Below are 17967 nucleotides of genomic sequence, written 5' to 3' on the forward strand. Positions count from 1 at the left end.
TATGACGACACGATTACTGGTTGCCCGCCATGGAAATACTTTTGCGCCAGGTGATATTGTTCGCAGAGTCGGTACTACTGATTTACCGCTTGTTGATAGTGGCTTGAACCAAGGACAAAAACTAGGCACATATCTCAAAAATAATGAGCTTATTCCTGATGTCATCTTCACTTCGAAGCTAAAACGAGCCATACAAACTGCAGAACAAGCACAAAGTACTATGGGAACAAATTTACCCATTGAAACACTGGCCATTTTTAATGAGATCGATTATGGGCCTGATGAAAATCAACCCGAAGAACATGTTGTGGCGCGCCTTGGTAAAGAAGCTATGAATGCATGGGAATCACAAGCCATAGTGCCTGCAGGTTGGAACGTAGATCCTGCTTTGCTGATTCAAAATTGGATGGATTTTTCCACGCGTATTCGTAAAGAATACCCTGGAAAAACATGTCTGGTCGTTACAAGCAATGGAATTGCCCGCTTTGCACCTTATTTAACTGGTGATTTTGCAACATTCAGTACGCAATTTGGGATCAAAGTCGCGACCGGTGCATTGTGTGTCTTTGAAAATAAAGAGCCCTCTGAGACATGGAATTGTCTTGCATGGAATGTGAAACCAATGTAACACTACCTCACCTTGGTAGCCTGGGTGAAACGGAGTGTAACCCGGGATTAAGAATTCAAAATTGATAATAGTCTGGAAGATGATTCATGAAATTATGGATGATGGTATGTTTTCTATTCATGAGTTCCATGTGCAATGGGGCTTCTGAATATTGTTTCCCAAATCAACCCTGTTGGCCAACTCAAGCGCAATGGGACGAGTTAAACAAACAAGTCAATGGGCATTTACTGCGCGGACAATCCCCTTTATCTCCTTGTGTTAAAAACGCCAAGAGCACTTCCTGCCAAAAGGTTCTTCATGAGCTAAGAAACCCTTATTTTATTGAATCACAAGCTGGGGCGACTCAATCCAATGGTTGGGTCGATGCCTGGCAAACTGCGGTGAGCTCTTATGTGGTTGCAGTTGAAAATGCTCAAGAAATAGCTGCTGCAGTTAATTTTGCACGTAAACATCGAATTAAACTGGTAGTAAAAGGAACTGGGCATGATTATCTTGGCCGTTCCAACGCACCGAATTCACTCTTAATCTGGACTCATCACTTGCGTAAGGTGATGCTTCAAGATCAGTTTATCCCTCAAGGATGTCCTGAAACCCAAGCACCAACAACCGCAGTCACTGTTGCGGCAGGCACACGATGGATAGAAGTTTATAAGGAAGTCACTACCAATAATGGCCGCTACGTACAGGGAGGCGGTTGTGCAACAGTCGGTGCGGCAGGCGGATTTATTCAGGGAGGCGGATTCGGTAGTTTTTCCAAAAAATTTGGCACCGGTGCTGCTGGAGTATTGGAGGCAGAGATTATTACTGCAGATGGAGAAATTCGGACGGTTAATGCCTGCCAGAATCAAGACCTATTTTGGGCATTAAAAGGCGGAGGCGGGGGTACGTATGGCATTGTCAGTAAAATTACATTGCAAACCCATGACCTTCCCACATTATTTGGCAAAGTTAAAGGAACAATTACTGCGAAATCCAATGCAGCTTACCAACAACTTATTCATTATTTCATCCATTTTTATCAACTCAATCTCAATAATGAGCATTGGGGAGAGCAAGTTACTTTAACTCCTGATAATAAAATGAATTTCTCCCTGGCTTTTTCTGGTTTAAGCAAATCCGAAGTAGACAAACTTTGGCAACCATTTCTTAATTGGTTAGCAAGAAAACCTGAGCAATATCAATTTAGTCTCAATAGCGCAACACGCCCTGCAAGGCACTATTGGGATTTTGATTATTTGCTTGCCAATACCCCTGATGCGATTGTGATTAACAAAGGAAAAAAGGCGTCTCCTGATGAGTTTTGGTGGGCCGCAAATCAATCTGAAGTATCCATGTACATTAACTATTATTTATCCATGTATCTTCCGTTTACATTATTCACTAATGAACATTCAACATCATTTGCCAAAACACTTTTTGATGCATCACGTTTTGCGGAAATTACACTTCATTTCAATAAAGGATTATCGGGTGCAACACAAGACGCTCTTGCACGGCAAAAAAATACTGCGATGCACCCAGAGGTGCTTAATGCGGCAGCCCTAGCCATTATTTCTGGAGGCCAAGAAAATACTTACGCCAATGTTGCTGGACATAAACCGGATTTAATTAAAGCTAAAGAAGAAATTAAGCAAGCCAATAAGGCAATGGCTCTCCTGCAAACCTTAAGTCCCCACTCCGGTACTTATCCAAATGAAGCAGATTATTTTATTAAAAATTGGCAATCGGCTTTATGGGGTAGCAATTATCCTAAATTGCTGCAAATAAAACACAAATACGACCCTCAAAACATTTTTACCTGTCATCATTGTGTGGGTAGCGAGTAAGCCTCTGAATTAAAGTAACCTGGGTAAAGCGCAGCTTAACCCAGGCTCCATTTTTTAAATATCATCAAAATAATTTTTTAATGTTTGCTGCACATCTAAATTGAGCTCACCAGAATTAGGATCAATCGCGCTTACCGTATCTCCAAGATAGCCAATCGCCCAGAAGAAGATGTTGTTAGTTTCCATGTTCGCTTGCAAATAAGGCATAAGCGCATTGGTAAAGAATGCCTTACCTTTTGCAGTGTTCCATGATGCCTCACCAAGCACGATCGGATAACCTGCTTTGTATAAAAATCCCCATGACCAATCGAAACGTAATTGGCTTGGATTTCCGGGCGCTGTCTCCCAACCGGCGACCTCAGCAGGATATACATGCGGTGAAAAAACGATATGACCGTTTTGCGCTTGTGCATCACCCAACAACCATTGCAATGCAGTCTGATTTATTCCCTGGTTGACTAATTCTTTTTTAAATTTATCCTTATCAAATACAGCAATTCCATTTTTAGCCTGTTGTTCATTGAGTAAGGGCTTGAAATCCTCTCCCCAATTCCCTTTAAAGAACACCCGATCTAAAGTGCCACATAAAGCCGGATCCGGAGCGTGACTGTATCCATTATCATTCACGATCTGTGATTTAGGGACACAAATTACAGGATTGTTTGCGTCATCATTTCCTGAATCAGGGCCTTCCACAAAGAGCAACAAATTAGGGTTATTTTTTTGTACTGCATTAGCGGCTGTTGCTATGACTTTTGTCCAAGGTACTTGAGCGTCATGCATTTTAAACCAATTTAAACGATAAGGTTCGTTAAAAATATCAATGCCCAGTACATTGTCTAAGTTGCGTTTTTTTATTTCTGTAGCTAAAAGAGAAATATCCTGTTCATATCGATTCATATCGTACACAGTACCATCTCGCATCGCATCACCGTAGCCATGGCGATGGTGGATGTCAATCATCACTCTAATATTGTTCTTTTTTAACTCCTGTAAAACAGTCCAGAATGCTTGTTTCGGACTCACAGCTTTTTCACAAGCACTTCCATTACTTTGCCATGTTTTACAAAATAAACCATTTCCTGCACTCGGAGCGGCTTTATCTGAAAGCCACTTATTCAAATCAACTTCACGCTGATCATCATAAAGGACTTCAGGCTGGATGGGTAATCGTAATGTTTTAAAACTCACTGCTGAATTTTTATCTACGCCTGAACTTGGGAACTCCCATGGCTTGCTGATCAAATTCATCATTCCATAAGCGCGTGGGCTAGAACTCAATGAGGGAATTGCATAAAAGGGATTACTTTGTAAGCCTTGAAACACATTGGTGTCCTGAAATCCAGACCATGATAGACCGTCTATATGAACAAGCTGACCTTTATCATTGTATATTTTACTTTCCCGAGTTTGGTAGGAGTATGCATCCAATGCAAGCATTAATAATAAACAACATCCTAATACTTTCATTTTTTTCATTCACTGTTCCTCCAAATTATTACATGGATACTTTTAAATTGGGCGTTATTTAACCACTAATACATGAATTGCAGGCAAAAAAGGGATGAGTTTTGCAAAAAATTAACCAATTAGATTTGGAATTCAATTGATGCAAAAAAACAAAAAGCCTGAATGAAGCGCAACCCGAGAATCGTAATCCATTGAAAATTCCCGGAGTACACTTGAAACTAAAGAAGGATTATTACCCTACATGTGAAAAACGGCGATCATTTTCATAAATTGATTTTTTAACCAATTCATCCATATCAGCACTAGGTTCGCAAGATTGATAAACAACTTTTAATGGAGAAACATCCACAGTTGATTTGGTGCTATCATTTTGCAAATATCCATCGAGGTTTCTAAAGGTAAAATATTTATCTGTAGCAAACTCTTGGCATTGAGCCATCGTTTCGTCTTGGCATATTGAAAATTTAATTAAATGTTCAGCATGAAATGGCTCATGGCTTTTTGAAAATACATACTGCATATCGTACAAGACACTATCAGCGCCAGCACAAAAATAAGAACCGGATTGAAACTTGTCATTCTCAAATACATCACTACGAATAAAGCGTCCTTCTCCCGGTTGCAAACCAGCTAGAGTCACTTTATGAGTTGCTATTTCTTTAGGATTGTCTGCAAAAGCATAACCAGTTAAAACCAAACCCAATATTACCGAGGCTACTTTCATCATTCTGTTTTAACTCCTAATTTGAAATAAATATTCTCTGTAATGATTTTATTATCCTTAAATCACTGCAAAGAACAAAAAACAAGAGATTGTCTAAAAATAAAACAACTGTTCTGATTAATTTCAGTCCGCCATTATACCCTATTTCATACGAATAGTGTAAAAATTTATAAATTAATTCTCATTTTGATCGGAAATAGCCTCTATAAATGGGGTCAGAATGCATGAACTATCAATGAATTAAACGTAATCTTTTCTCTCTTAGATTTGAGCAGATATTTTTTTACTCTTTTTGTATTTTTTGTTAACCAAGTAAAAATTATTTGCTACACTTGCCCAAATAAAACCTAAGTGTTCATTTATTAATGTCTCAAACTTTAATCCAAAATTTCAGAACTGCATTAATACATTATTTACAAAGCCCTTTTGATGTGAAGAATAAAAGAAATCTAACTGCATCGGCTTTTGCAATATATGATCATGCCACTAAAAGAAAAAATAGCCTTGAACCCGATAAATTCATGACATCTATCGATGACACAGTACGCGTTGCAGTTCGTGGAATTAAAGTACATCCTTACCTTGCAGAAGTACTGGATTCGTTTTCCCGTGAATTATCCTGGTCGGATCTGAGACATAAAGCGCTCGCATTTCATGTACTCACAGTCACCTATAATTGGTATTTGAAAGAAAATGTTATTGATACCAAGGAAGTCGTTCGGAAAAAATTAGAAATGATCGAGACCACAGTAGAACAATTAAAAGTTAATAATAATCCTTATGCTACAGAATTAGAAAATGCGCTAGCCAAACTATCCTTATTAGTTAACCAGTATTTTAAGTTATCGCCTATAAAACAACTGCAAGAACATTCAAAATTTGAAAAAAAACTACAATTTATTTGCTCTGAACATCAAACCGCCATCGCAAGTGATGTGCAAATTAAATCTGCTTTTTACAGTTTTCTCGCAGCATTTTTAAGTATTTTCAATGTGTTTGGGTTTTCTCTTGCTAATGAATACCAAAGAAAGAACAAGTTTTTCCAAGAAATTTCTTTGATTCCAAAAAATACATTATCAAATTTTAGAGTACCTTTTATTGAAGTTAAAGATACGTTTGAGGAAGAAGAAGAAGATGTATCACCTTTTTCTATTGACATCTCATGATCTGATCGCGCCCTCATTTCAAATACGCTCCCATTTTCCTTAGGAATTGTTGCTGATTCTAAGCAGCAATTGGTCAACTAGTTATCATTATGGCGAGTAAATAATAACTAATTGATTCCACGCTAAAAAAGTCTTTGCTATTAAAAAAAAATGAGTTATAACTCTCTTTTACCTGATTCAAGGATTGACGGGTATCTAGGATGGGTCAGCATGATGCTGAATATTATTTTTTCATGGAGTGAGAAAATGAACAGTAAAGTATTTTCGCAACGCTTCAATCGCGAGTTGGCTTCGTTGGACTTTCCAGAGGATTTAACTGAAAAAGTCAAAGCCGTAGCTAAAGTATTTGGTATTTCACGTCACTTAGCAAACTCGTTAATCTTTGGGCACATACTTCCTGCAGCCGAACAACTTAACCGGATCGCCGAGATTTTAGAAGTTTGTCCGAAATGGTTATGTGGGGCAACCGACCGAAAAAAAACTTATCAAGCGCGTGAAACTATAGAATGATGTATAATAGTTAAAGTTGAGATAATTATTATAAATTTGTAAAATGCTGTATCTGATCTTAAATATTGATTAATAAGATACAGCATATGTATCTATTACCATCATAGAAAATAGCTTTTATTCGCGGATTATTACCATCATGGAATGCTTAAGTTTTTGTATTGCCAAATCAATTGATTTAACACGTGTCGACAGTCATTTTAAAAATGCTTCAACTGACTTTACCTCATTAAAGACTCGAGATGTTCTCAAGTTAAGTGCGAACCACAACAAAGACCATACAATTTTCGTTTTTAAAAATGGCACTGTGGTTTCCTGGGGAATCAAACGTTATCAAATTAATGATTATCTAAGTACCATCAAGCAGCTGGTTGATAAACCAGTAACCCTTTTGGTGCATGATGAATTCCATTATCAACTCAGTGACAAAACAACTATAGAACCACATGATTTTTTCGATGTGGATTGCCTGACTATAGAAGATGAGAGTGATGAGCTCAAACTCAGTCTATCTTATGGTTTTTCCCAATCAGTCAAATTACAATATTTTGAAACAATTATTGATGCGCTAATTGATAAATACAATCCTATGATCCAAATGCTTTCGCATACAGGTGAAATGGAAATTAGCCGTACTCAAATACAACAAATTATTGGAGAAATCCTCGGCGCTAAAAGTGAAATGAATTTAATTAGTAATTTCCTTTATCATCCCAAATATTTTTGGCAGCATCCAACCTTAGAAGAGCACTTTACTATGTTGGAACGTTACTTACACATTCAAAGACGCGTCAACGCGATCAATCATCGTCTGGATACTCTAAATGAAATCTTTGACATGTTTAATGGGTATTTAGACAATCGACATGGCCATAATTTGGAGATTATCATTATCGTCTTAATCATTTTGGAAATTATAGTTGCAGTCTTAAATTTACATTTTTAATAAATTAGACATAAATAAGAGCAAATTAATCTAAAACAGGCTATCCTTTAAAAAAACGAATAATAATTTATTATCAATTATGCTTAGTAAAACAAATCAACTTAATAAAGATCAGCTCAAAGATCTGGAACAATTAAAAACCGTCTGCAAAAAAAAAGACGGCAGCGTGCCTAATTTATATACCCACTTACTCATACAAAAAAGAAATTTACCTACGCTCGTGCTGAATTATGACAAAAAAAAATTAATCGGCTTCCTAAGTGTTTTTTTCTTTTACGAGGATGCAGTTGAAGTTTCACTGCTTGTTCACCCGAATTATCGCAGGAAAGGCATTGCCAAAAAATTGCTACGCAATATATTGCCTCTCGTACAAGAACAAGGCTTTCTAAAATTAATTTTTTCTAGTCCTGCTCATATCAATAGCCCATGGTTACCTGAACTTGGTTTTTCGTATCTGCATAGTGAATACTATATGGAACGACATGATTTAAAGCCATTACTAGATTACAAAAAAAATCTAGTGTACCGTACTGCTACAGAAAAGGATATTCCATTGCTTTGCGTTTTAGATGAAGCATGTTTCTTCAAAACGCAAGCAGAATTAGTTCCTCGTTTTGAACACATTCTTAGTGATAGAGCCTATCAAATAATACTCGCATTTGAAGACAATCATCTCGTAGGAAAAGCACACATACGTTGGGAAAACCATGGCGCAACACTCTCTGATATCGCCGTGTTACCAATTCGCCAAGGTAAAGGTTTGGGGACGGCCTTAATTTCTCATTGCATTAATTATGCTTTAAGCGAAGGCAAACCTGATCTCAATCTTGATGTAGAAACGCACAATCAAAAAGCCCTTAATCTATATACACGCCTCGGTTTTCTAACTCAAAATTCATGTGATTATTGGGAGATTAGCCTCTACGATTTGCAAAAACTAATTAAACCAAAACAAAACCCTTGAACACCGTTGGTATCTAAGTAGTGAGCTGAACCGAAATGCTGACATCCTAGAAAAAGAACAATCGTTCCCGCGAAGGCGGGAACCCATTTCTAGAGAAGCACACTACCACTATAAAAATGAATTACCGCCTGCGCGAGAATAACAAAAATCATTAAATTAATGACCGTGTGGATAACCATTCCTTAAAGTGGACCTCTTCATATAGAGCTTGACAGAATTTAAACCCCGCCTTTAGTATTGAGCTAAAAAAGACGGAACAACTATTTATCTCAAAATCGTTCGTTCAGCTTGCATAAAGAGCGTTTCTCATATTAAAAATAAAAGGGATCATTGATGAAAAAAAGGGTTGTTATAACCGGCATGGAAATAACCTCTTCCATAGGAACAGGCTTAAACAAATTCTGGGAAGCGGCAAAACAAGGGCAATGCGGAATAAAACGGATTCAGAGTTATGATCCTTCTTTGTATCCAACACAAATAGCAGGTGAAATTACGGATTTCTCACTGGAACATCTTCCAGAGCTTAACAAAAATAAACGTTATCCACGGGCCGCTCAATTCGCACTCTATTGTACACATAACGCTATAGAACAATCCGGGCTGACTCCTCATGAACTCAGTAAAGCAGGAACTTTTATAGGGACTGGTATGGGCGGATATCCTGAATCAGAGGCCAGTTATAAATTTTTCTTCAATGACAATTGGAAAAAAATGCAACCGCTGACGGTAATCCGAGGAATGTCAAACTCCATTGCCAATTTTATTGCCATCGCATTTGGCCTGGGTGGACCTAATTCAACTATATCTAATGCTTGTGTTTCCTCAGCTGAGGCCATAGGCTCTGCTTACCAACAAATCGCTAATGGCAGACTCTCCACTGCTGTCTGTGGCGGGACAGAATCGCCTCTTTGGGAATCGATGATGTCCGCTTGGTGTAAATTAAAGGTGATGTCTACCAATAATGAAACGCCTACAAAAGCCTGCCGTCCATTTGATCTGAATCGTGAGGGGATGGTAATGGCAGAAGGGGCTGGAATTTTAATTCTTGAAGAATTAAATCACGCCAGAGCGCGAGGAGCGACTATTTTCGCAGAAATTATTGGTTTTGGTTCCAGCTGTGATGCATTTCATATTACCGCGCCTTCTTCAGAAGGACAGCAACGTGCGATTCAGGGGGCATTAGATGATGCAAAATTATCACCGCGCGATGTTCAATACCTCAAAGCCCATGGTACCGGAACACCCTTAAATGACAAAATTGAGACACAAACGATTAAATCAATATTTGGTGAAAGGGCCTATGAGATCCCGGTTACTGCACAAAAATCAATGATTGGCCATGCAATAGGAGCATCTGGGGTCATGGAGGTCATTTCCACATCACTAAGTCTACAACATGATTTGTTATTACCCACGATTAACTTAGAAACTCCAGATCCTGACTGTGACTTAGATTATGTGCCTAATGAAGCACGTAAAAAAACTATTGATATCGTATTATCCAATCATTTTGCCTTTGGAGGCGCCAACGTCGCCTTGATACTACGTAGATATGTCAAATAAAGAACGAGCCTGGTTGCTTGCGATTACTTCTTAATCGCAAGCTGCAAATCTTTGGGGGGAAGTCAAATATGGCTTTTCAGTGAGAGACGCACAAGAGTAAGTTGCTGGCAAGCAGCCGGGCAGTTCCAGGCTTTTGCATTTGTGCCTCCCAGCTACCTAAAACATATAACCCACACTAAACAATAATTCCGTGGTATACAAATGGGGCATACCGGGGCCTTTATCCAGCGTAGCGCTATCACCGCCCAAATAATTTTTACCCCAATCTGCAAATTCAGCCCCCACGCCTACTTGCCAGTTGGGAGTTAACATTTTTTGCACCCCTAGCCCAACTGTATATGAAAAAGCTACCGTACTGGCGGTAGTAAACCAGTAGGTTGGATACAGAACTGGATCAACTGTAGTAGGAAGCCAATCATGAGCATGGTTCCAACCTACACCAAAACTTCCACTTAAATAAGGCTGAATGGCTTGAAAACCGCAGGCAATGAGTTTTCCTTTAAACTCTGCACGCACATGACTCACCTTATAGCTATAGGTATAAACATCGGGAACACCATCAACAGAAACGGTTCCTGAAAGACTCGCATCACTCGCAGCAGCCACACCGAGTCCGAATTGGGCAATCACATTGCTTGCACCAATAAAATGCTGTAGCCCAAAAAATAATTCACCCGAGCCTAACCAATCGGACTTTGAATCAGCATGATATAAGTTATTTTGTGGAGGTGGAAACGGGTAAAGATATTGATCCTTCCCTGGATCAGACCATGCGGGTCCTCCACTTACAATAATAATTGATGACCAAACCTGGGGTAAAACTGGGGCATAAGGATCTACTACAGCAAACACATTTACGCTAAACAGCGCGCAAAACCCTGAGGCTATTATTTTTTTCAACATACATATCCTTTTGATTTTTAATCATGAATTCCAGAGCATTCAGGCTAATTTTATACAGGATTTAAACCTACTTTTCTATACTTCATGTCGTTACCGTTTAATCGGTTCTGCCAAATTTTATTCAGAGTAAGAAAACATTTAAGAATCACTCAGCTATTAGGTCCAAAATTATAGCCGGGGTTAAGTTTCGCCATACTGTTCCAAGTTGAATAGCACTTAATAATGATGCGCGTTTTCGAAGACTCCGAACAAATCAATCAAGTCGTTTAAAACATAGCAATGGAGGTTTCTTGGGTATATAATCAGCTATTTTACAAAAAAAGGCCAACAAATGAGTTATTCACTGCGTGATATAGCAAATAAGGTACAAGGGGTAGTCATAGGTGATGACACAATAAAAATTTCTTTGCTATCTCCTATTGATGAGATTATACCCGGAAGCATAGTGTTTGCTGACAGTAATGAAAATGTAAAATTGGCGGAAGCATCTCAAGCAGCTGCTATATTAGTCAATGAACAAATCACTGTTTCTCAAAAACCATTAATACAGGTAAAGCATCCATTCAAAGCCTTTATAACTCTGATGCATCATTTCAATCCCCCACAAAAAATCATTCCTGGCATTCATCCTACTGCAGTCATTGGCGAAGGAGTGCAATTAGGAAACGATGTATTTATAGGGCCTTATGTAGTGATTGAAGCAGGTAGTGTTATTGGTGATCACTGTATTTTAAAAAGCCATATTCATATTGGTCGTGAAGTAACTTTAGGCGCTCATACCACCATTCATTCTCATGTCACTGTGTATGATACCTGTCAAATTGGCTCCCGAGTAACAATTCATGCCTCTACTGTTATTGGTTCTGATGGGTTTGGTTATACCTTTGTTGATGGAAAACACCTCAAAGTCCCTCATATTGGGCGAGTCATTATTGAAGATGATGTAGAAATAGGTGCAAATACCGCTATAGATCGCGCCACAATGGGAGCGACTGTTATTGGTGAGGGGACTAAAATTGATAACCTGGTCCAGGTAGCCCATTCTGTTAAATTAGGTAAACATAATATTTTATGCGGCTTTACCGGCATAGCAGGAAGTACAACTTCCGGTAATCATGTCATTTTTGCCGCCAATGTTGGGGTCAGTGACCATGTACGCATTGATGACGGCGTAGTATTAGGTGCTCGCACAGGAGTGCCTCCGAACAAGCATTTAAAAGAAGGGAATGTTTATTTAGGAAATCCCGCTCGTCCTAAAGATCTTGCCATTCAACATGAGCTAGGTGTCAATCGAATCCCTTTAATTCGCAAAAACATTAAAGCACTTTCGGAGCAAGTTGAATCATTGAAGAAACAACTTGCCAAAGCAGAGGCAGAGTAACCATGACATCCCCCTTGATTCTCATCGATGGCTCATCCTATTTCTTTCGTGCCTTCCACGCGCTACCGCCTTTGACTAATTCAAAAGGCCAACCCACAGGTGCCATCTATGGGGTAGCCAATATGATTAAAAAGCTCATTAAAGACTACCAACCTGAAGAATTGGCAGTAGTCTTTGATGCCAAGGGGAAAACATTTCGGGATGAATGGTATCCAGAATATAAAGCGCATAGACCACCTATGCCCCAAGAGTTAAGCTCTCAATTTGAGCCTTTGATCCAGCTACTCGAAGCGATGGGACTTCCCATATTGATTATCGATGGGGTTGAAGCAGATGATGTAATAGGGACGTTGGCAAGGCAGGCGACCGAACAAGGAGTTTCGGTAGTCATTTCGACCGGCGATAAAGATATGGCTCAGCTTGTCAACGAGCACATCACATTAATCAATACCATGAGTAATACCATCATGGGTATTGACGGAGTCAAAGAAAAATTTGGAATAAAACCTGAGCAAATAATTGATTACCTTACACTTGTTGGTGACAGTGTAGATAACATCCCCGGGATAACGAAATGCGGACCTAAAACAGCTGCCAAATGGCTTACAGAATATCAAACGCTTGATAATCTCATCCAACATGCAGCTGAAATTAATGGTAAGATTGGCGAGTACTTGCGTGCAGGCATTCCACAACTGCCATTATCCAAAAAATTGGTGACGATCAAAACGGATGTTGATTTACCCCTAAGCTGGGGTGAGTTAAAGCCGAAACCAATGAATAAAGAACAACTCATCGAGTTAACCCGTCACTTTGAATTCAAAAACTGGCTTAAAGATCTTTTAGGAGAAAAAGGAAGTACATCCTCAAACAAACCTGGTATTTCCAGCATTCCCTTTGAATTAATTACAACCAACCACCAATTAAATCATTTACTCAATCAACTGGAACAATGCCAAGCATTTTGCATTGATACAGAAACAACCAGCATTGAGATTATGCTTGCAGAAATCGTCGGAATTTCTTTAGCGATCGAAGAAGGAAAAGCCGTATATATTCCATTTACACATACAGATGGAACGACACAATTAATTCGTGAAGAAGTATTAACCGCGTTAAAACCTATCTTAGAAAACCCCAAAATAAAAAAAATCGGTCAAAATCTCAAATACGATTATTCAGTATTGAAAAATCATGGCATCAATCTTAAAGGGATCTGCTATGATACCATGTTGGAATCCTATGTGCTCAATAGTAGTTCTGGGCGTCATGATATGGATTCAATGGCCTTAAAATATCTAGGTCATAAAACAATTAGTTATGAAGATGTTGCTGGAAAAGGAGCAAAACAACTGCGTTTTGATCAAATTCCAGTGGGTAAAGCAGCCGCTTATGCCGCAGAAGATGCAGAGATTACGCTGCAACTTCACAATAAACTGTTCCCTTTAATCCCTGAATCGGTGCAAAATGTATTCAATGAGATAGAAATGCCATTGGTTACGGTGCTTGCTGATATGGAACGACTTGGAGTGCTTATTGACTCCGTAACATTAGAGAAGCATGGAAACCGCTTAAAAGAGCGCATTAATGCCTTAGAGCAAGAAGCATTACAATTAGCAGGCAGACCCTTCAACCTGAACTCGCCAAAACAATTACAAGAAATCCTCTTCGATTCACACAAACTGCCAGTGATCGCAAAAACACCAACAGGACAACCTTCTACAGCAGAGTCAGTATTGCAAGAGCTCGCTTATGATTACCGTCTGGCTGCAGTAATTCTTGAGTACCGTAGTCTAACGAAACTGGTCTCTACGTATATTGACGCCCTACCTAGAAAAATTAATCCGCAGACGCACCGAGTACATACATCGTACAACCAGGCAGTCACTGCCACAGGTCGACTCTCTTCTAGTGAACCCAATTTGCAAAATATACCCATTCGAAGTGAAGAAGGCCGGCTAATACGTACTGCATTTATAGCTCCAGAAAACAACCTCATTCTTGCAGCAGATTACTCGCAAATCGAATTACGAATCATGGCGCATTTATCACAAGATGAGAATCTGTTAAAAGCCTTTGCGCACGGTTGGGATATTCATGCGGCAACAGCCAGCGAAATTTTTGAAACACCCTTGGATGAAGTCAGCAGCGAGCAACGCCGTCGTGCTAAAGCAGTCAATTTTGGTTTGATTTATGGAATGTCTGCTTTTGGTCTGGCAAAACAAATTGGTGTGGAACGTCAGGATGCACAATATTACATCGATACCTATTTCCAACGTTATCCTAAAGTTTTGGAATATATGAATCGCACCCGACAACAAGCTCATCATCTCGGTTATGTAGAAACCTTATTCGGTAGACGTTTGTATTTACCTGAAATCAATGCACGCAATATGATACGCCAAAAGGCAGCAGAACGAACAGCAATCAATGCGCCGATGCAGGGTACTGCAGCAGACATCATTAAAAAGGCGATGATATCCATAGCTAAATGGCAAAATGCGCAAAAAAATCCATCAACAAAAATGATTATGCAAGTTCATGACGAGTTGGTTTTTGAAGTAAATGCCAAAGAAATCGAATCAAGCAAAAAGATAATTCGTGAATTAATGGAGCATACGGTGGAACTTTCCGTCCCACTTGTAGTCTCTATTGGTACAGGTGCTAATTGGGATGCGGCTCATTAAACATATACTAGCAATCAAATTTTTTTTGTAAGGTGCTGAACAAGTAGCGGTGTTGCGAGGTATGAAGCATTGGCACTTCATTTTATACATGATGGGTTGCCCAATAAATATTCAATGCATCGCCGTATTCAAGAGGTTTAATAATTTGTCCTCTTACATTTAAGTCTTTGATCGCAAGCTTATCCTCTTTTGTATAAGCATTTGTCAAAATAAATACTTCTGTGAACGCTAATGAAGGATCCTTACGGATAATTTTCAGCAAATCAATCCCATTCACTATAGGTACATTGATGTCAAGAAGAATTACTTTAGGATGAATTTTCTCTTGACCCTGACGTCCATATAATTTGTTTAATGCTTCTTCACCATTTAAAGCAACTTCAATAGCACACGACTCTTTTAGTTTTTTAAATACTCGTTTTACACCCTCAACATCAACAATATCATCCTCGATATATAAAATATCAACGGTGTTTCCTTGGGATTCCATAATCATTCTCCTACCGCGTTCCTGTGCTTTAAATAGCCCATAAATCACGGTTACCAGGAAATAGTTTCTAAGAAGACTTATCCTATTTGTATCGATTCATACATTAATTATAGTACCAATAAAAGATCATTATGTGTAAATACAAACTTTATTGCCTATAATCTATATTACGCAGAGATAGGGAATAAAAATTATGTATCAATTAGATAAATCCATTAATTTTATGCTTGTGGATGACGATGAAATTGATATCAAAGACATGCAACGAACTTTTAAAAAAAATAACATCGATAATCCATTGCATGTGGCGACCAACGGGATAGACGCCTTAAACAAATTATTAGGCGTAAATGGAGAAAAAAAATTAAAACCCACGCCCAAAATAATTATTCTTGATATCAATATGCCTAAAATGAATGGCATAGAATTTATGAAAAATCTTCGAACCCATAAAAAATTAAAATCACTGCTGGTTTTTATTCTTACTACCTCAAATAGTGAACAGGATAAAATAGATGCATATAACTTGAACGCTGCTGGCTATATTGTAAAACCATTTCAAATCTCAGACTTTATGGAAGTAATTTCATCATTACATCGTTATTGGAATCTGCTTGAATTTCCTAACAAAAAAGCGAAATAGCGCCTGTTGCTATTTCTAATCGATGTTTAATGAAGAGCGCAAATCTTATTTTCGGATCTGCTTAGGCCAAGTAAATGACATTGTAGTTCCTCGCTCCACCTGTGATTGAACCATAACTCGCCCTCCCTGAGATTCAACAATTTTTTTCACTATGCTCAGGCCAACACCTGTAGATTCAAACTCATCTCTAGATTTAAGAGTTTGAAAAACGACAAAAATTTTATCAAAAAACTCGGAGGGAATTCCTGGACCATCATCCTTAATCGTAAATAAATAAAAGGCACCTAATGATTCAATCTCAATTTTAATCGTGCCTTTTTTTCGATGGTGATGCTTTATGCTATTACCCAACAAGTTGGATAATACCTGCATCAATGGAATCTTGGCTGTTTTAAAAATCGGCATATTTTGCGGATAATGTACTTCAAATCGACCATCTGGATTAAGATTTTCAATAATTTCTTTTAAAATTTCTTTGGTATTTACCAGCTCAAGATTTAAATCCAAACGACCAGCTCGTGAATATTGTAATATTCCATCAATTAAATTTGCCAGACGCAAAGTACGTTGACGTAATAATGCCAAATGTTCCTTTGATTTTTCATCTAACTTATCGATATTATCTTCTTCAATCCAGGTAGCTAATCGTTCAATTGCACGCAAAGGAGCTTTTAAATCATGTGATGCAATATAAGCAAACTGTTCTAACTCTTCGTTCGTCTTAATCAGTTGATTTTCAATTTGCTTTGCTTTAGTAATGTCTTTAGAAATCATAACATAGCCGATAGGATTACCCTCATTATCCCTGCGTAATGCTAAAGTGACCGAGGCAATAAAATTCGACCCATCTTTGCGAAGGCGTTCAAATTCCTCTTCTGCTTTTCCCTCCCGCAATGTTTTTTGCATGAAGTTCTGAGCCGCTCCAGATTGAATGTCCTCAGGCTTATGGAGGTCTAAAATATTCTTCTTATTTTCCATCTCCGTAGCATGGTACCCGTAATTGCGGTAAGCTCCTTGATTCCATACAATTATTTTTCCATCCAAATCTGTTGCTACAATTGAATACTCAATCGTACTTTCCAGAATATTTTGCAGAATACTTTTTGCATAAAATGCTTCTTCTGTCTTAATAGGTTGTACCTCCAAATCAAGCATGCTCTCTTTTATAGGAGCATTCTTATGTTTTTGATGATTTTTAGTCTTTTTTAACATTCGGCTTAAGGAACCAAGATCATCGTCCATTTCTTTTTCGCTAATTCTTGTTGCTTTATGTGTTTTATGTGGTTTGTGATCTGAAGGGTCCTGTATTCGCTCATAATCCATCATTTGCGATATCCTTAAAAAATAGATTTATCTATTTGTCACAGAAACAGTATTATATAACTATAATTATAGCGTTTATTTCAGGCCTTTGCTGATCGCTGCCCAGAAATAATTCAGATCTACGATATGTAAATCTAGATAATAGCAGCCTGTCTTTTAGCATGAGATACATGTGAAAATGCTTGCTGTTTTTTTCCGACTGACTCATCAAAATAATAAGCCCAAGTTTTTTGGATACATTCTGGACTTACAGTTTTAGTCCAGGTGTTATACTCATTAACCAAGCGATTATATTGAATAAAAACCTTAGCAAAAGCTCCGCGCATAAATTCAGAGTCTGACCATGCTATGAGAGGAAGATGAGGATATTTTTGTAGTATCACCGCTGCAAGTTGCGGACCATGAGTAGATAACTCATCAATCAAATTCAACTCACCATCAATGATAACCAAATCCGGTGCATGAGTATCTATAAAAGACAAAGCATCTTGGCTATTACTTACTACATCTATTGATACTGGAGTAATAGCTGACTCCAAGAGTCGAGATAAGCAAAATGCATTAAAAACGCTGTCTTCTATAATTAATACACGCATAGCATCCGGGCTCCCTATTAGTTCATAGTTAAGTATAAAGATCAAACCTTAAGGAAGAATTAAGAAATTATTTTTGAACTGATTTATCCAGGGCGATTTCATCAAAGTTTAAAAACCAATCACTTTTCTTAAGTATTGAGTAGAAAG

16 protein-coding genes are annotated in these 17967 nt (G+C 38.2%); 10 read left to right on the plus strand and 6 right to left on the minus strand.

All coding sequences use genetic code 11. The features are described 5' to 3' along the window. The first annotated feature begins 1 nt into the window (after position 1). Both DGG96_RS10590 and DGG96_RS10595 read left to right on the plus strand, forming a co-directional pair. A complete protein-coding gene (locus DGG96_RS10590) occupies positions 2–628 on the plus strand; it encodes a histidine phosphatase family protein (RefSeq protein WP_110142640.1) in 627 nt (208 codons plus the stop codon). A gap of 86 nt (positions 629–714) precedes the next feature. After that, positions 715–2454, plus strand: coding sequence for an FAD-dependent oxidoreductase (locus tag DGG96_RS10595; RefSeq protein ID WP_110142641.1), 1740 nt, complete (start codon positions 715–717; stop codon positions 2452–2454). Between the two features lie 54 nt (positions 2455–2508). Here DGG96_RS10595 and DGG96_RS10600 read toward each other — a convergent pair whose 3' ends face one another. Together DGG96_RS10600 and DGG96_RS10605 are read right to left on the minus strand one after the other, a co-directional pair. Next, positions 2509–3933, minus strand: coding sequence for a cellulase family glycosylhydrolase (locus DGG96_RS10600; RefSeq protein WP_110142642.1), 1425 nt, complete (start codon positions 3931–3933; stop codon positions 2509–2511). A 223-nt stretch (positions 3934–4156) separates the two neighbouring features. Then, positions 4157–4651: a hypothetical protein gene (locus tag DGG96_RS10605; protein WP_110142643.1), complete on the minus strand. Its 495-nt coding sequence runs from the start codon at positions 4649–4651 to the stop codon at positions 4157–4159. A 362-nt stretch (positions 4652–5013) separates the two neighbouring features. Between DGG96_RS10605 and DGG96_RS10610 the strand changes: the two genes are divergently transcribed. The 5 genes from DGG96_RS10610 (at position 5014) to DGG96_RS10630 (ending at position 9797) form a co-directional block, all read left to right on the plus strand. After that, on the plus strand, positions 5014–5814 hold the full coding sequence (locus tag DGG96_RS10610; protein ID WP_110142644.1) for a hypothetical protein: 801 nt from the start codon (positions 5014–5016) through the stop codon (positions 5812–5814). A gap of 246 nt (positions 5815–6060) precedes the next feature. Next, on the plus strand, positions 6061–6324 hold the full coding sequence (locus DGG96_RS10615) for a hypothetical protein (protein WP_110142654.1): 264 nt from the start codon (positions 6061–6063) through the stop codon (positions 6322–6324). Positions 6325–6463: 139 nt separating this feature from the next. Then, positions 6464–7270, plus strand: a complete 807-nt coding sequence (locus DGG96_RS10620) for an RMD1 family protein (RefSeq protein WP_110142645.1) — start codon at positions 6464–6466, stop codon at positions 7268–7270. A gap of 79 nt (positions 7271–7349) precedes the next feature. Next, entirely contained in the window at positions 7350–8234 is an 885-nt protein-coding gene (locus tag DGG96_RS10625; protein WP_110142646.1) for a GNAT family N-acetyltransferase, read from the plus strand. A 333-nt stretch (positions 8235–8567) separates the two neighbouring features. After that, on the plus strand, positions 8568–9797 hold the full coding sequence (locus DGG96_RS10630; RefSeq protein ID WP_110142647.1) for a beta-ketoacyl-[acyl-carrier-protein] synthase family protein: 1230 nt from the start codon (positions 8568–8570) through the stop codon (positions 9795–9797). Positions 9798–9953: 156 nt separating this feature from the next. Here the strand turns inward: DGG96_RS10630 and DGG96_RS10635 are convergent, their stop codons facing one another. After that, positions 9954–10700, minus strand: a complete 747-nt coding sequence (locus DGG96_RS10635; protein ID WP_110142648.1) for an outer membrane protein — start codon at positions 10698–10700, stop codon at positions 9954–9956. A gap of 331 nt (positions 10701–11031) precedes the next feature. Here DGG96_RS10635 and lpxD point away from each other — a divergent pair, with 331 nt between their 5' ends. Together lpxD and polA are read left to right on the plus strand one after the other, a co-directional pair. Then, positions 11032–12081, plus strand: a complete 1050-nt coding sequence (lpxD, locus tag DGG96_RS10640; RefSeq protein ID WP_110142649.1) for a UDP-3-O-(3-hydroxymyristoyl)glucosamine N-acyltransferase — start codon at positions 11032–11034, stop codon at positions 12079–12081. 2 nt (positions 12082–12083) lie between these two features. Next, a complete protein-coding gene (polA, locus tag DGG96_RS10645; RefSeq protein WP_110142650.1) occupies positions 12084–14768 on the plus strand; it encodes a DNA polymerase I in 2685 nt (894 codons plus the stop codon). Positions 14769–14850: 82 nt separating this feature from the next. Here the strand turns inward: polA and DGG96_RS10650 are convergent, their stop codons facing one another. Beyond that, entirely contained in the window at positions 14851–15258 is a 408-nt protein-coding gene (locus DGG96_RS10650) for a response regulator (protein WP_110142651.1), read from the minus strand. Between the two features lie 193 nt (positions 15259–15451). On the opposite strand from DGG96_RS10650, the gene DGG96_RS10655 reads away from it, so the two are divergent. After that, the gene (locus DGG96_RS10655; RefSeq protein ID WP_110142652.1) at positions 15452–15901 is read left to right on the plus strand and encodes a response regulator; all 450 of its coding nucleotides are present in this window, start codon (positions 15452–15454) and stop codon (positions 15899–15901) included. A gap of 45 nt (positions 15902–15946) precedes the next feature. Here DGG96_RS10655 and DGG96_RS10660 read toward each other — a convergent pair whose 3' ends face one another. Together DGG96_RS10660 and DGG96_RS10665 are read right to left on the minus strand one after the other, a co-directional pair. Further along, the gene (locus DGG96_RS10660; protein WP_233590583.1) at positions 15947–17227 is read right to left on the minus strand and encodes a sensor histidine kinase; all 1281 of its coding nucleotides are present in this window, start codon (positions 17225–17227) and stop codon (positions 15947–15949) included. A 131-nt stretch (positions 17228–17358) separates the two neighbouring features. Further along, the gene (locus DGG96_RS10665; RefSeq protein WP_110142653.1) at positions 17359–17820 is read right to left on the minus strand and encodes a response regulator; all 462 of its coding nucleotides are present in this window, start codon (positions 17818–17820) and stop codon (positions 17359–17361) included. Between the last annotated feature and the right edge of the window lie 147 nt (positions 17821–17967).

It is taken from the genome of Legionella qingyii, from assembly GCF_003184185.1.

Excerpts from the sequence above, each read along its gene's own strand:
- DGG96_RS10600 (WP_110142642.1), bottom strand. The coding sequence starts at position 3,933 with ATGAAAAAAATGAAAGTATTAGGATGTTGTTTATTATTAATGCTTGCA.
- DGG96_RS10615 (WP_110142654.1), top strand. The coding sequence starts at position 6,061 with ATGAACAGTAAAGTATTTTCGCAACGCTTCAATCGCGAGTTGGCTTCG.
- DGG96_RS10665 (WP_110142653.1), bottom strand. The coding sequence starts at position 17,820 with ATGCGTGTATTAATTATAGAAGACAGCGTTTTTAATGCATTTTGCTTA.
- DGG96_RS10620 (WP_110142645.1), top strand. The coding sequence starts at position 6,464 with ATGGAATGCTTAAGTTTTTGTATTGCCAAATCAATTGATTTAACACGT.
- DGG96_RS10595 (WP_110142641.1), top strand. The coding sequence starts at position 715 with ATGAAATTATGGATGATGGTATGTTTTCTATTCATGAGTTCCATGTGC.
- DGG96_RS10660 (WP_233590583.1), bottom strand. The coding sequence starts at position 17,227 with ATGATGGATTATGAGCGAATACAGGACCCTTCAGATCACAAACCACAT.
- DGG96_RS10630 (WP_110142647.1), top strand. The coding sequence starts at position 8,568 with ATGAAAAAAAGGGTTGTTATAACCGGCATGGAAATAACCTCTTCCATA.
- polA (WP_110142650.1), top strand. The coding sequence starts at position 12,084 with ATGACATCCCCCTTGATTCTCATCGATGGCTCATCCTATTTCTTTCGT.
- DGG96_RS10655 (WP_110142652.1), top strand. The coding sequence starts at position 15,452 with ATGTATCAATTAGATAAATCCATTAATTTTATGCTTGTGGATGACGAT.
- DGG96_RS10610 (WP_110142644.1), top strand. The coding sequence starts at position 5,014 with ATGTCTCAAACTTTAATCCAAAATTTCAGAACTGCATTAATACATTAT.
- DGG96_RS10635 (WP_110142648.1), bottom strand. The coding sequence starts at position 10,700 with ATGTTGAAAAAAATAATAGCCTCAGGGTTTTGCGCGCTGTTTAGCGTA.
- DGG96_RS10650 (WP_110142651.1), bottom strand. The coding sequence starts at position 15,258 with ATGGAATCCCAAGGAAACACCGTTGATATTTTATATATCGAGGATGAT.
- DGG96_RS10625 (WP_110142646.1), top strand. The coding sequence starts at position 7,350 with ATGCTTAGTAAAACAAATCAACTTAATAAAGATCAGCTCAAAGATCTG.
- DGG96_RS10605 (WP_110142643.1), bottom strand. The coding sequence starts at position 4,651 with ATGATGAAAGTAGCCTCGGTAATATTGGGTTTGGTTTTAACTGGTTAT.
- DGG96_RS10590 (WP_110142640.1), top strand. The coding sequence starts at position 2 with ATGACGACACGATTACTGGTTGCCCGCCATGGAAATACTTTTGCGCCA.
- lpxD (WP_110142649.1), top strand. The coding sequence starts at position 11,032 with ATGAGTTATTCACTGCGTGATATAGCAAATAAGGTACAAGGGGTAGTC.